13 protein-coding genes are annotated in these 13,643 nt (G+C 63.8%); 7 read left to right on the forward strand and 6 right to left on the reverse strand.

What is annotated here, in order from left to right; all coding sequences use genetic code 11:
- Window positions 1–5: 5 nt before the first annotated feature.
- Both EJ074_RS13305 and EJ074_RS13310 read right to left on the reverse strand, forming a co-directional pair.
- Window positions 6–1,010, reverse strand: coding sequence for an inorganic phosphate transporter (locus EJ074_RS13305; RefSeq protein WP_095806616.1), 1,005 nt, complete (start codon window positions 1,008–1,010; stop codon window positions 6–8).
- Between the two features lie 3 nt (window positions 1,011–1,013).
- Window positions 1,014–1,655, reverse strand: coding sequence for a DUF47 domain-containing protein (locus EJ074_RS13310; RefSeq protein WP_095806617.1), 642 nt, complete (start codon window positions 1,653–1,655; stop codon window positions 1,014–1,016).
- A gap of 181 nt (window positions 1,656–1,836) precedes the next feature.
- Between EJ074_RS13310 and EJ074_RS13315 the strand changes: the two genes are divergently transcribed.
- The 7 genes from EJ074_RS13315 (at window position 1,837) to EJ074_RS13345 (ending at window position 9,232) form a co-directional block, all read left to right on the forward strand.
- A complete protein-coding gene (locus EJ074_RS13315) occupies window positions 1,837–2,742 on the forward strand; it encodes a LysR family transcriptional regulator (protein WP_129553510.1) in 906 nt (301 codons plus the stop codon).
- A 120-nt stretch (window positions 2,743–2,862) separates the two neighbouring features.
- Window positions 2,863–3,342, forward strand: a complete 480-nt coding sequence (locus EJ074_RS13320) for a formate dehydrogenase subunit gamma (RefSeq protein ID WP_095806618.1) — start codon at window positions 2,863–2,865, stop codon at window positions 3,340–3,342.
- A complete protein-coding gene (locus EJ074_RS13325; RefSeq protein ID WP_095806619.1) occupies window positions 3,339–4,895 on the forward strand; it encodes an NADH-quinone oxidoreductase subunit NuoF in 1,557 nt (518 codons plus the stop codon). Before EJ074_RS13320 ends, EJ074_RS13325 begins: the two co-directional genes overlap by 4 nt.
- A gap of 10 nt (window positions 4,896–4,905) precedes the next feature.
- Entirely contained in the window at window positions 4,906–7,818 is a 2,913-nt protein-coding gene (gene fdhF, locus EJ074_RS13330) for a formate dehydrogenase subunit alpha (protein WP_095806620.1), read from the forward strand.
- A 58-nt stretch (window positions 7,819–7,876) separates the two neighbouring features.
- Window positions 7,877–8,101, forward strand: a complete 225-nt coding sequence (locus tag EJ074_RS13335) for a hypothetical protein (RefSeq protein ID WP_095806621.1) — start codon at window positions 7,877–7,879, stop codon at window positions 8,099–8,101.
- Window positions 8,098–8,928 carry a formate dehydrogenase accessory sulfurtransferase FdhD gene (gene fdhD, locus EJ074_RS13340; protein ID WP_095806622.1) on the forward strand — a complete coding sequence of 277 codons (831 nt, stop codon included), beginning with the start codon at window positions 8,098–8,100 and terminating at the stop codon, window positions 8,926–8,928. Before EJ074_RS13335 ends, fdhD begins: the two co-directional genes overlap by 4 nt.
- Window positions 8,918–9,232 (forward strand): formate dehydrogenase subunit delta, encoded by a 315-nt coding sequence (locus tag EJ074_RS13345; protein ID WP_095806623.1) that lies wholly within the window; start codon window positions 8,918–8,920, stop codon window positions 9,230–9,232. The genes fdhD and EJ074_RS13345 overlap by 11 nt, the downstream gene beginning before the upstream one ends.
- Before the next feature lie 337 nt (window positions 9,233–9,569).
- Here EJ074_RS13345 and EJ074_RS13350 read toward each other — a convergent pair whose 3' ends face one another.
- The 4 genes from EJ074_RS13350 to EJ074_RS13365 all read right to left on the reverse strand — a co-directional run bounded on the left by EJ074_RS13350 (window position 9,570) and on the right by EJ074_RS13365 (window position 13,589).
- A complete protein-coding gene (locus tag EJ074_RS13350) occupies window positions 9,570–10,055 on the reverse strand; it encodes an ester cyclase (protein ID WP_129553511.1) in 486 nt (161 codons plus the stop codon).
- Between the two features lie 185 nt (window positions 10,056–10,240).
- Entirely contained in the window at window positions 10,241–11,668 is a 1,428-nt protein-coding gene (locus EJ074_RS13355; protein ID WP_129553512.1) for a gamma-aminobutyraldehyde dehydrogenase, read from the reverse strand.
- A gap of 210 nt (window positions 11,669–11,878) precedes the next feature.
- Entirely contained in the window at window positions 11,879–12,694 is an 816-nt protein-coding gene (locus EJ074_RS13360) for an ABC transporter permease (RefSeq protein WP_095806626.1), read from the reverse strand.
- The gene (locus EJ074_RS13365; RefSeq protein ID WP_176478388.1) at window positions 12,684–13,589 is read right to left on the reverse strand and encodes an ABC transporter permease; all 906 of its coding nucleotides are present in this window, start codon (window positions 13,587–13,589) and stop codon (window positions 12,684–12,686) included. Before EJ074_RS13365 ends, EJ074_RS13360 begins: the two co-directional genes overlap by 11 nt.
- Window positions 13,590–13,643: the final 54 nt, after the last annotated feature.

A 13,643-nucleotide genomic window follows, 5' to 3' on the forward strand; every position in this document is an offset into this window, starting at 1 on the left:
CCGCGTCAGCCCGCCAGGCGCGTGGCCAAATAGGTGAGAGCCGAAATGGCGGCGGTGGCCGGCAGGGTGATCACCCACGCCACCACGATATTGCCGGCTATGCCCCAGCGCACGGCCGAGACGCGGCGGGCGGCGCCAACGCCGATGATGGCGCCGGTGATGGTGTGCGTGGTCGACACCGGCACGCCAAGCCAGGTTGCGGCAAACAGCGTGATGGCGCCGCCCGTCTCGGCGCAGAAGCCCTGCATGGGATTGAGCCGCGTGATCTTGGAACCCATGGTGTGGACGATGCGCCAGCCGCCGAACAGCGTGCCCAGCGCCAGGGCTGACTGACAGGTGATGACCACCCAGAGCGGCACGTAGAAGCTCTGGCCGAGCATGCCCTGCGAATAGAGCAGCACGGCGATGATGCCCATGGTCTTCTGCGCGTCGTTGCCGCCATGGCCGAGCGAATAGAGCGAGGCGGAAAAGAACTGCAGGACACGGAAGGAGTTGTCGACGGCGAACGGCGTCTGGCGCACGAACAGCCAGGAAACGACGAGCACAAGGATGAGCGCCAGGACGAACCCCGTCGCCGGCGAGAGCACGATGGCGGCGATCGTCTTGCCGAGCCCCGACCAGACGATGGCGCCGATGCCGGCCTTGGCGACGCCGGCGCCGACCAGTCCGCCGATCAGCGCATGCGAGCTGCTCGAGGGAATGCCCGCGATCCAGGTGACGATGTTCCAGACGATGGCGCCGACCAATGCGGCGAAGATCACCGCCGGCGTGACGATGCTGGCGTCGACAATCCCCTTGCCCACGGTCTCGGCGACGTGCAGGCCGAAGAACAGGAAGGCGATGAAATTGAAGAAGGCCGCCCAGAACACCGCGTAATGCGGCCTGAGCACCCGGGTGGAAACGATGGTTGCTATCGAGTTGGCAGCGTCGTGCAGGCCGTTGAGGAAATCGAAGAACAGCGCGACAGCGACGAGGCCGACCAGCAGGGGAAAGGCGATCGTAGCGTCCATCGCCTATACGTTCTCGATGACAATGCCGCTGATCTCGTTGGCGACGTCCTCAAAACGATCGACCACCTTTTCGAGCTCGCCGTAGATCTCTGAGCCGATCAGATAGGCCATGGCATCGCTCTTGCCGTGTTTCCTGAAGAGATCCTTCAGCCCCTGTTCGTGCAGATCGTCGGCCCTGCCCTCGACGCGCATGACCTCTTCGGCGATGGCGTTCAGCCGCGCCGTGTTCGCCCCGACCTTGCCGAGCAACGGAATGGCCTCGGCCACCAGCCGCGCGGCCTGGACGATGACACTGCCCATTTCCTGCATCAGCGGATCGAATTCTCGCTTCTCGAACAGCTTCACCGTCTTGACTGTCTTGTGCATCATGTCGATGGCGTCATCCATCGATTGGATCAGATCCTTGATGTCGCCGCGATCGAAGGGCGTGATGAAGGATCGCCTGACGGCAAGCAGCACCTCGGCGGTGATGGCGTCCGCCTCGTTCTCGAGATCGATGATCTTCTGGCACCAGCGGTCGATGTCCTTGCCCTGGAGAAGCTGCTCGAGCGCCTCGGCGCCGCCGACCACGGTGCGAGAGTGTCGCTCGAACAGATCGAAGAAGCGGTCCTCGCGCGGCAGCAGTCTGCGAAACCAGCCCAGCATGTCCTTCTCCCGTCGCGGCAGATTCTATTCCCTGACATAACGCCGCAATGCGCCTTGGGAAACAGTGAGCCGGCTGAAAGATGTGGATGCGGCCGATTGCAGATGCGGCTTGCGGTGCAAGAGGATTTCCCCGACCTTGCGCGGAAGGATCGGATCAAAAGTCCACAACGGTCTCCGCAGCATGATCGACAAGCTGGAATTCTTCATCGCGCTCGCCAAGGAAGAGCATTTCGGCCGGGCGGCGGAAGTGTGCGGCGTTACCCAGCCGACGCTGTCGGCCGGCATCAAGCAGTTGGAGGAACAGCTTGGCGTCATGCTGGTGCTGCGCGGCTCGCGCTTCCAGGGCCTGACCCCGGAAGGCAAGCAGGTGCTGGTGTGGGCGCGGCGCATCGTCGGCGACTCGAGGACCATGCGCGAGGAGATGCGCGCGGCGCGCCATGGCCTTTCGGGTCGCATCCGCATAGCGGCGGTTCCCACGGCGCTCGCCATGGTGGCGCGGCTGACGACGCCGTTTCGCGAAAAGCACCCGGGCGTCACTTTCTCGATCCTGTCGCGCACCTCGATCGAGGTGCTGTCGCTGCTCGGCAATTTCGATGTCGATGCCGGCATCACCTATCTCGACAACGAACCGCTCGGGCGCGTCACCAGCGTGCCGCTCTATGACGAACGCTACCAACTGATCACGGCGATCGGGAACCCCTATTCCGACCGCGACAAAGTGACGTGGTCCGAAATCAGCCAGCTGCCGCTCTGCCTGTTGACGCCGGACATGCAAAACCGCCGCATCATCGATCAGCATCTGGCAGAAGCCGGAGTCCAGGTCCGGCCGACGCTGGAATCCAACTCCATGATCGTGCTGTTCTCACATATCCGGACCGGCAAATGGTCCTCGATCATGCCGCTTAACCTCGCGGAAACATTCGGTTTTTCCGAGCCGATCCGGGCCATACCGATCGTCGATCCGGATGCCAGCCACACGGTCGGGCTGGTGGCGGCCCCTCGCGAGCCGCATACACCTTTGGTGCAGGCGCTGCTGGACGAGGCGATGGCGCTGGCAGACGATATCCGCGCCCACCGCATGCGTTAGACAATGCAGGCTGAGCGAGCTCGATAGAAATTTTCTATCAAACAACGAAACAGCTTTATTGATCTCGGAGGTTTCCTCTGATTTCGTAAGGGCTTAGCGAAGAACCAGGGAGGGCGCTGCATGCCGATGCAGCCTGCAAGTACCGAGATCGCGTCGCGCACAGCGGCGATCATCGAGGAATTGAAGGACCTCGAAGGTCCGCTGCTGCCGATTCTCCACGGCATTCAGGAAGAGTTCGGCCATGTGCCGCAGGCGGCCCTGCCGGTCATCGCTGACGGGCTGAACCTCTCCAGGGCCGAGGTGCATGGCGTCGTTACCTTCTACCACGATTTCCGCGCCCAGCCCGCCGGCCGCCATGTGCTGAAGCTCTGCCAGGCCGAAGCCTGCCAGTCGATGGGGTCGGATGCCGTCGCCGCCAAGGTCAAGCAACTGCTCGGCATCGGTTTTCACGAGACCACCCGCGACGGATCGGTTACACTGGAGCCGGTCTACTGCCTTGGGCTTTGCGCCTGCTCGCCATCGGCAATGCTGGACGGCGAAGTGATCGGCCGGCTCGATGACGAGAAGATCGAAGAGATCGTCGCGGAGGTGCGTTCATGATCCCGCGCATCTATATCCCCGCCGATTCGGGCGCGCTGGCGCTCGGCGCCGAAAAGGTCGCCATAGCGATCGAGAAAGAGCTCAAGGAGCGCGGCGTCGAGGCCAAGATCGTGCGCAACGGGTCGCGCGGCGCCTATTTCCTGGAGCCGATGGTCGAGGTAGCGACCGCGGAAGGCCGCGTCGCCTACGGGCCGGTCAAGCCGTCCGACGTGAAAAGCCTGTTCGACAGCGGCTTCCTCAAGGGCGCTCCCCACAAGCGCTGGCTCGGCGCACCGGACAAGATCCCCTTCCTCGCCAAGCAGACGCGGCTGACCTTTGCGCGCTGCGGCGTCATCGACCCGTTGTCGCTCGACAATTACAAGGCGCATGGCGGCCTTAGAGGCCTGCAGAATGCAGTCGTCATGGCGCCGGCCGAGATCGTCAGCCAAGTCACCGAATCCGGCCTGCGCGGCCGCGGCGGCGCAGGGTTTCCGACCGGCATAAAGTGGAAAACGGTGCTGGATACGGCATCGGAGCGCAAATATATCGTCTGCAACGCCGACGAGGGCGACAGCGCCACATTCGCGGACCGCATGATCATGGAAGGCGATCCGTTCGTGCTGATCGAAGGCATGGCGATCGCCGGCATCGCCACCGGCGCGACCAAGGGCTTCGTCTATATCCGCTCGGAGTATCCGCATGCGGTGGCGACGATGAACAAGGCTGTTGCGATCGCCCGCAAGGCGGGCGTCCTCGGCGTCAACGTGCTGGGTTCGCATCACGCCTTCGACATGGAAATCCGCGTCGGCGCCGGCGCCTATGTCTGCGGCGAGGAAACCTCGCTGTTGAACAGCCTCGAAGGCAAGCGCGGCGTGGTGCGCGCCAAGCCGCCGCTGCCGGCCATTCAAGGCCTGTTCGGCAAGCCGACGGTGATCAACAACGTCATCTCGCTGGCCTCGGTGCCGATCATCATGGACAAGGGCGCCGCCTTCTACAAGGATTTCGGCATGGGCCGCTCGCGCGGCACAATCCCGATTCAGATCGCCGGCAACGTCAAGCATGGCGGCCTGTTCGAGACGGCCTTCGGTCTGACGCTGGGCGAGATCGTCGACGAGATCGGCGGCGGCACGGCCTCCGGGCGCCCGGTGAAGGCGGTGCAGGTCGGCGGGCCGCTCGGCGCCTATTTCCCGCGCGCGCTGTTCGACACGCCGTTCGACTACGAAGAATTCGCCAAGCGTGATGGACTGATCGGCCATGCCGGCCTCACCGTCTTCGACGACAGCGCCGACATGATGAAGCAGGCGCGCTTTGCCATGGAATTCTGCGCCATCGAAAGCTGCGGCAAGTGCACGCCCTGCCGCATCGGCTCGACGCGCGGCGTGGAGGTTCTCGACAAGGTCGCCGCCGGCATCGAGGCGGAGAAGAACCTCGCTTTGGTCACCGACCTCTGCAACACGATGAAGTTCGGATCGCTCTGCGCGCTGGGCGGCTTTACGCCCTATCCGGTGATGAGCTCGATCACGCATTTCCCCGAGGATTTCAAGCCGGCGCCGGCGCGCGCGGCTGCTGAATAGGAGCTGGCAGATGAACATCAAAGCCGACTTCCCGACACTGATCGAAGAGATCGACTACGGCACTCCGCAATCGCGGTCCGAAAAGCAGATCACGCTGACCGTCGATGGCCAGAGCATCACCGTGCCGGAAGGCACTTCGATCATGCGCGCGGCGATGGAGGGCGGGGTGGAGATCCCGAAGCTCTGCGCCACCGACATGCTGGACTCCTTCGGTTCGTGCCGCGTCTGCCTCGTCGAGATCGAAGGCCGCGGCGGCACGCCGGCCTCCTGCACGACGCCGGTCGGCGAAGGCATGGTGGTGCGTACCCAGTCCGACCGCCTCGACGCCATTCGCCGCGGCGTCATGGAACTCTACGTCTCCGACCATCCGACCGGCTGGAACGAGAAGGCCGGAACCGGCGCCAGCGAGTTCGACGTGTTGGCGAAGTCCGTCGGTCTCGCCGAGAACCGCTACGGCGTCGAAGGCCGCAATCACGTCAAGGAAGAGAATGGGGTCGCGCCGGGCCATGGCTCTTTAGCCGTCGACTACATCGCCCGCGACGAATCCAACCCGTATTTCACCTACGACCCGGCGCAGTGCATCGTCTGCTCGCGCTGCGTGCGCGCCTGCGAAGAGGTGCAGGGCACCTTCGCGCTGACCATCGAGGGCCGCGGCTTCGAATCACGCATGGTCGCCGGCATGCACGAGGATTTCATCGCCTCCGAATGCGTCTCCTGCGGCGCCTGCGTGCAGGCCTGCCCGACTGATGCGCTGCGCGAGAAGACGGTACTCGAAAAGGGCATGCCGGAGCGCTCGGCCGTGACCACCTGCGCCTATTGCGGCGTCGGCTGCTCGTTCAAGGCCGAAGTGAAGGGTGACGAGGTCATCCGCATGATGCCCTATAAGGACGGCAAGGCGAACCACGGCCACTCCTGCGTGAAGGGCCGTTTCGCCTATGGTTATGCCACGCACAAGGACCGCATCCTGTCGCCGATGATCCGCGAGAAGGTCAGCGACCCGTGGCGTGAAGTGAGCTGGGAAGAGGCGATCGCCCACACGGCGAAGGAGTTCCGGCGCATTCAGTATCAGTACGGACGCACCGCGATCGGCGGCATCACCTCCTCGCGCTGCACGAACGAGGAGACCTACCTCGTCCAGAAGCTGGTGCGGCAGGGCTTCCGCAACAACAATGTCGACACCTGCGCGCGCGTCTGCCATTCGCCGACCGGCTACGGTCTGGGCCAGACCTACGGCACCTCCGCCGGCACGCAGGATTTCGATTCGGTCGAATTCACCGACGTCGCCGTGATCATCGGCGCCAATCCCGCTTCCGCCCATCCGGTGTTCGCATCGCGGCTGAAGAAGCGGCTGCGCGAAGGCGCCAAGCTGATCGTGCTCGACCCGCGCCGTACCGAGATGGTCAAGTCGGCGCATATCGAAGCGGACTATCACCTGCCGCTGAAGCCCGGCACCAACGTTGCGGTGCTGACGGCGCTGGCGCATGTCATCGTCACCGAAGGGCTGTTCAACGAGGCGTTCATCCGCGAGCGCTGCGACTGGGCCGAGTTCCAGGACTGGGCCTCCTTCGTCGCCCTGCCGGAAAACAGTCCGGAAACCGTCGGCAAGCTGTCCGGCGTCGATCCGGAACTGATCCGCGGCGCGGCGCGTCTCTACGCCAAGGGGGGCAATGGAGCGATCTATTACGGCCTCGGCGTGACCGAACACAGCCAGGGCTCGACCACGGTGATGGCGATCGCCAACCTGGCCATGGCCACCGGCAATATCGGCCGGCCGGGCGTCGGCGTGAACCCGCTGCGCGGCCAGAACAACGTGCAGGGCTCCTGCGACATGGGCTCCTTCCCGCATGAGTTGCCGGGCTATCGCCACATCTCGGGCGAGGCGGTTCGCGACATCTATGAGAGCCTGTGGGGTGTGAAGCTCGACGACGAGCCGGGCCTGCGCATCCCCAACATGCTGGACGCCGCCGTCGACGGCTCGTTCAAGGGCATCTACATCCAGGGCGAGGACATCCTGCAGTCCGATCCGGACACCAAGCACGTGGCCGGCGGCCTCGCCGCGATGGAGTGCGTCGTCGTGCACGACCTGTTCCTCAACGAAACCGCCAATTACGCGCATGTCTTCCTGCCGGGCTCGACCTTCCTGGAGAAGGACGGCACCTTCACCAATGCCGAGCGCCGCATCAACATGGTGCGCAAAGTGCTGGAGCCGAAGGCGCGCTACGCCGACTGGGAAGCGACGCAGGAGCTTGCCCGCGCCATTGGGCTCGACTGGAACTATCAGCATCCGTCCGAGATCATGGACGAGATCGCCAAGACGACGCCGAGCTTCGCCAACGTCTCGTTCGAGCTGCTCGACCGCGTCGGCTCGGTCCAGTGGCCCTGCAACGACAAGGCGCCGCTCGGCACGCCGATCATGCATATCGACGGCTTCGTGCGCGGCAAGGGCAAGTTCATCCGCACCGAATATGTGGCGACGGACGAGAGAACCGGACCGCGCTACCCGCTGCTGCTCACCACCGGCCGCATTCTGTCGCAGTACAATGTCGGCGCGCAGACCAGGCGCACCGAGAACGTCATGTGGCATGCCGAGGACCGGCTGGAGATCCATCCGCATGACGCCGAGAACCGCGGCATCCGCGAGGGTGACTGGGTGCGGCTGGTAAGCCGCTCCGGCGAGACCACGCTGAGGGCGCAGATCACCGACCGCGTGTCGCCCGGCGTCGTCTATACGACGTTCCACCACCCGGACACCCAGGCCAACGTGATCACCACCGACTTCTCGGACTGGGCGACCAACTGTCCGGAATACAAGGTCACCGCCGTCCAGGTATCGCCGTCCAACGGCCCGACCGACTGGCAAAAGGACTATAACGAGCAGGCGCGGCAGAGCCGCCGCATCGCCCCGCTGGAAGCGGCGGAGTAGTCGCTGACAACCTCGCCTTCGAAGGGTTGGGGCGAGGTTACACTTACGGAGTGGCACGGTGACGCGAAAGGATGCTTACGAGAGACTCCTTCACCTCTGCGAAAAGCAAGGGGCCGAGCTCGATGGCTTTCTTGGCGATATCCAAAATCAGGCGGCCAAAGACGACTTCGACAAATTGCGGCGAATAGTCGCTAACATAATGGGCAAGGGGCACTACGAAGCGTTCGAGTCCATTGCGCGCGACGTTCCTGAGCTGACACCCAGCTGGATGAAGCGGGTCTGATGCACAAGCGTCCGGCCATATCGCAGATCTCGCGGTTGGCGCATCGCGCCGGCGGCACTGCGGCTGCGAACCGGATGGTGCCGGAGGAAACGCCGGTGGCGTTCTCCTATGCCGGCACGACCCATGCAGTGATGATGGCAAGTCCAGCCGATTTCGAGGATTTCGCGCTCGGCTTCTCGCTGACCGAAGGCATCGTTGCTGACCGGCAAGAAATCGAAGCAATCGAAGTCGAGGATCTTGGCGCCGGCATCGACATCCAGATCAAGCTGAAGGACCAGGCCAACACGCGCTTCCAGGCGCGGCGTCGCAGGCTGGCCGGGCCGGTCGGCTGCGGGCTGTGCGGAATCGAATCCATCGAGGAGGCGATGCGCTCGGTCGACGAGGTCGGTTCGTCGAAACTTACGCTTGACGCGGAGGATATCACCCGTTCGGTCCGGCTGCTGTCGAAGCTGCAGCCTCTGCATAGCGAAACCGGTGCGGTGCATGCTGCGGGTTTCTACGTGCCGGGCAAGGGCATCGTCATGGCGCGCGAGGATGTCGGCCGCCACAATGCCTTGGACAAGCTCGCTGGCGCGCTGGCGAAAGCCGGCATCGACGGTGCGAGCGGCGCCGTCGTGGTGACCTCGCGCGTCTCGGTGGAGATGGTGCAGAAGACTGCCGCGATAGGCGCCGCCGTCATCATCGCGGTTTCGGCGCCGACCGCCCTTGCCGTCCGCACCGCGGAGGCCGCCGGCATGACGCTGGTGGCGCTGGTGCGCGGCGACGATTTCGATATTTTCACCCACCCCGACCGCGTGACTTCTGGAGTTGCCAAGCATGTCGCATGACGAAGACCACATCACGAGCACGCGGGAAAAGCTGGTGCGCATGGCCAACCAGATCGCCGCGTTCTTCCATTCGAAGCCGCGCGAGGAAGGCATTGCCGGCGTCGCGGAGCACATCAACAAGTTCTGGGAGCCGCGGATGCGGCGGCAGTTGTTCGAGATGCTGGACGGCGGCACCGAGCATTTCGACGACCTGGTGATCGCAGCCTCTGCCAAAATAAAGCGCCCGCCGACGCCGGAGCAGGCCGACAACAGTCTCGGCTATGCCGGGCCCATTCGCGCCGAGAGCACATCGCCGCAGCAATAGCCCCGGCGCCCGCCTCCCGAACGCCAAACTATTGTATTCCAGCCCCCTAAAGCGCATCGTCCTGAAACGGATCCAACGGATCCAGGTGACGCGCCTTAGGTCTTTGTTTTGATGCATGTCGTTTTCGCTAAACCGCTGCACACTTTTGCGCGACATGCAGTAACGCTTGGCTGCCGCCGACGGCCGGCCTCTGCTATGGTCGAAATGGAACCCTACGTCGTCTGGGGCCACAGCCTGTGGACTCATGGCGCCAGGCTGGAACACCCCCTCGTCCGTCTCGGCGTCTGCGCGCCGATCCACCGCGCCGGACTCCACAAGGGGAGAGGGGAGTCCGCCGCTACATCAGGCCAAGCTGCTTGTAGAAGCCGAGCGCGTCGTAATAATCGCTCTGGGTCGCGATCTTGCCGTCCTTGACCTGGAACATCGAGGCGCCGGTGAAGGAGAATTTCTTGCCCGTGGCGGCAGTTCCGTCGGCCCAGGCACCGGTGTTGGTGCCTGCGAACTCCCATTCGAAGGATACACGGTCGCCGTCGACCATGGGCCTGCCCTTCATCGTCCAGACCGCATCGGGCACGGCTTTGAGGAAGTTGTCGATGACGCCCGTCTTGGCGGCGTCCCTGCCCACGACCGGCTTGCCGACGGAAGCGTCATAGTAGGTGACATCGTCGGCGAAATAGCTGGCGGCCTTGGCCGAATCATGCGCGTTCCAGGCCGCGACATAGGCCTCGACTACCGATTGCGCGGTTTCCCCCGCGAAGGACGGTGCCACGGCAAGAAGCGTCGCGGCGATGGCTGCTGATGTCAGAAACTGGCGGCGTTGCATTGTCTTCCTCCCTCGGTTGAATGCTTTGCCTGCTTCTCCTTCTCCCCTTGCGGGGAAGGTGACCGAGCCAAAGCTCGGTCGGATCGGGATGTTTCCGGCTTGGCGCCAAGCCTTCCCCCTCACCCGGATTGCCAACCGGTTTGCGAAAAGCAAATCGGCGCAATCCCGCAAGGGAGGTAAAGTGGCTATCCGTGCGCCACCATCACATGGCGAACGGCGGTGTAATCCTCCAATGCGTAAAGCGACATGTCTTTGCCGTAGCCGGACTGCTTCACCCCGCCATGCGGCATCTCGTTGGTCAGCATGAAATGGGTGTTGATCCAGGTGCAGCCATATTGCAGGCGCGCCGCCGTCGCCATGGCGCGCGAGACGTCCTTCGTCCACACCGACGAAGCAAGGCCGTAATCGCTGTCGTTCGCCCAGTTCACCGCCTCGTCGACTTCCGCGAAACGGGTGACCGAGACGACCGGGCCGAAGACCTCGCGGCGCACGATCTCGTCTTCCTGCAGGGCGCCGGCAACAACGGTCGGCTGGTAATAGAAGCCCGAGCCCTCGCCCGGCTTGCCGCCGGTGGTGATCTCGATGTGCTTCAGTTCCGAGGCGCGCTCGACGAAGCTCGACACGCGATCGCGCTGGCGGCGCGAGATCAGCGGCCCGATCTCGTTCTCGGTGTCGTCGGCGTGATTGTACTTGATGGTCGAGACCGCCGAGGAGAGGTCGGCGACAAGCTTGTCGTAGACCTTCTTGCCGGCATAGATGCGGCAGGCGGCGGTGCAGTCCTGGCCGGCATTGTAATAGCCGAAGGCACGCAGGCCGTTGACCACGGCGCCAAGGTCGGCATCGTCGAAGACGATCACCGGCGCCTTGCCGCCGAGTTCCAAATGCGTGCGCTTGACCGATTTGGCCGCCGCCTGCAGCACCTTCTTGCCGGTGGCGACATCGCCGGTGATCGAGATCATGTTGATCTTGGCATTGTTGATCAGCGTGTTGCCGACGCTGTCGCCACGGCCGAGCACGACGTTGACGACGCCCTCGGGCAGAATGTCGGCGAGAATCCTGGCGAGTTTCAGCGCCGTCAGCGGCGTCTGCTCGGACGGCTTGAAGACGACCGTGTTGCCGCCGCCGATCGCCGGCGCCAGCTTCCAGGCCATCATCATCAGTGGATAGTTCCAGGGCGCGATGGAGGCGACGATGCCGATCGGGTCGCGCCGCACCATCGAGGTGTGGCCGGGCAGATATTCGCCCGCGACCTGGCCGGGCATCGAACGCACCGCGCCGGCGAAGAAGCGGTAGCAGTCGACGATCGCCGGTATCTCGTCATTGAGGACGGCGTTGATCGGCTTGCCGCAGTTGAGCGCCTCGAGTGCTGCGAACTCCTTCGCTTCAGCCTCGATGCGGTCGGCGATCTTCAGGAGATAGCCGGAGCGCTGCGCCGGCGTCGTGCGCGACCAGCTGGCCAAGGCTTTCCCGGCCGCCGCCACCGCGGCCTCGATCTGGGCCGGGCTCGCTTCCGGCAGATTGAGAATGGTCGCTCCGGTTTTCGGATTGAGGATCGGCTCCTCGGCTTCGGTGCCCTTGGCGAATTTCGAGCCGATCAGCATCTGGGTGTCCATGGGGTTCTCCTTGAAGAGAAGTGAATGGTGAATGGTGAGTAGTTAGTAGTGAGTAGTGAGCAGTGAGCAGTTGGTCGGATTTCTGATAGGTTTTCGACTGATTACTCCTATATCGCGCCACCACTTTCTACCAACTACTCACTAATCCCCACTCACTAGCCACCATTCACCACTCACTATTCACTATTCACCATTCACCATTCACCTGTTTCATTTCCCACCCCCCGCGATCTGGTCGCCGTCGCGGGTCAGGTAATAGGCAAAGAGGATCGGCAGCAGCGTCACCAGCACGACGACCATGGCCACGACATTGGTCACCGGACGCTGGCGCGGGCGGATCAGTTCCTCGAGCATCCAGATCGGCACGGTCTGCTGCTGGCCGGCGGTGAAGGTGGTGACGATGACTTCGTCGAAGGACAGTGCGAAGGCCAACATGCCACCGGCGAGCAGTGCCGTGGCGATGTTGGGCAGCACGACATGCCGGAAGGTCTGGAAGCCATCGGCACCAAGGTCCATCGAGGCCTCGATCATCGATCCGGAGGTGCGGCGGAAGCGGGCCACGGCGTTGTTGTAGACGACGACCACGCAGAAGGTGGCGTGGCCGAGCACGATCGTCCAGAACGAGAACGGGATGTCGGCGAGCGCGAAGGCCGAGCGCAGCGCGATGCCGGTGATGATGCCGGGCAGCGCGATCGGCAGGATGACCAGCAGCGAGATGGTCTCGCGGCCGAAAAAACGCGTGCGCGATACCGCGGCGGCGCACAGCGTGCCCAGCACCAGCGCGATCGCCGTCGAGATCGCCGCGACGCGGATCGACAGCGACAGCGCCTCCCAGACATCCGGCCGGTTCCAGGTGACGGCGAACCATTGCGTGGTGAGTCCGGGCGGCGGCCAGACGAAGCTCTTCTCTTCGGTGGTGAAGGCGTAGACGAAGATCAGGACGATCGGCAGATGCAGGAAGAGCAGGCCGCAGGCGGCGGCGATCTTCAGGCCGAGCGGAGCGGATTGGCCGCGATCAGAGCGCATCGAAGGCCCCCATGCGCTTGGCACCCCAGAGGTAGAAGCCCATGATGACTATGGGCACCACGGTGAAGGCGGCGGCTAAGGGTATGTTGCCGGCGGTGCCCTGCTGCGAATACACGGCTTGGCCGATGAACAGGCGCGAAGTGCCGATGATCTGCGGGATGATGTAGTCGCCCAAAGTCAGCGAGAAGGTGAAGATCGAGCCGGCGACGATGCCGGGCAGCGCCAGCGGGAACAAAACGTTGCGGAAGGTCTGGCCGGGCGAGGCGCCGAGATCGGACGAGGCCTCGACCAGATTGCCGGGCACGCGCTCGAGCGCTGCCTGGACGGGGAGGATCATGAAGGGCAGCCAGACATAGACGAAGACGATGAAGGTGCCGGTGAAGGACACCGACAGCGAGTTGCCGCCGACGATCGGCAGCGACAGCCAGGCGTCGAGCAGCCACAGAAGGTTGAGCTTGGCGAGCAGCCAGGTGAGGATGCCTTCCTTGGCGAGGATCAGCTTCCAGGCATAGATCTTAACCAGATAGCTCGACCACAAGGGCAGCATGACGCCGAGATAGAACAGCGCCTTCCAGCGGCCGCGCGCATAGCGCGCCGCGTAATAGGCGATGGGGAAGGCGATGACCGCCGAGGCGAACGTGACCAGTGCGGCCATCGTCACCGTGCGCAGGATGATGTCGAGATTGGCGGCCTGCAACAGGTCGCCGTAAGTCTTCAATGTGAACTCGCGGTTGATGAGACCGGAGAATTCGTCGATCGAAAAGAAGCTCTGCAAAAGCAGCGCGAAGAGCGAGCCGATATAGACGATGCCCAGCCACAGCACCGGCGGCAGCAGCATCAGCAGAAGCAGAAGCTTCGGCCGGCGCCAGAAGAGGTCGGACAGCGCGCCGCGCATGCCGCCGCTGCCCGGCAGGATGGCGGGGGCGGGGCTGGAATCGAGCGCGGCGAT

Origin of the sequence: Mesorhizobium sp. M3A.F.Ca.ET.080.04.2.1 (genome assembly GCF_003952525.1) — a bacterium.
In the GTDB taxonomy this organism is placed as follows: Bacteria; Pseudomonadota; Alphaproteobacteria; order Rhizobiales; family Rhizobiaceae; genus Mesorhizobium.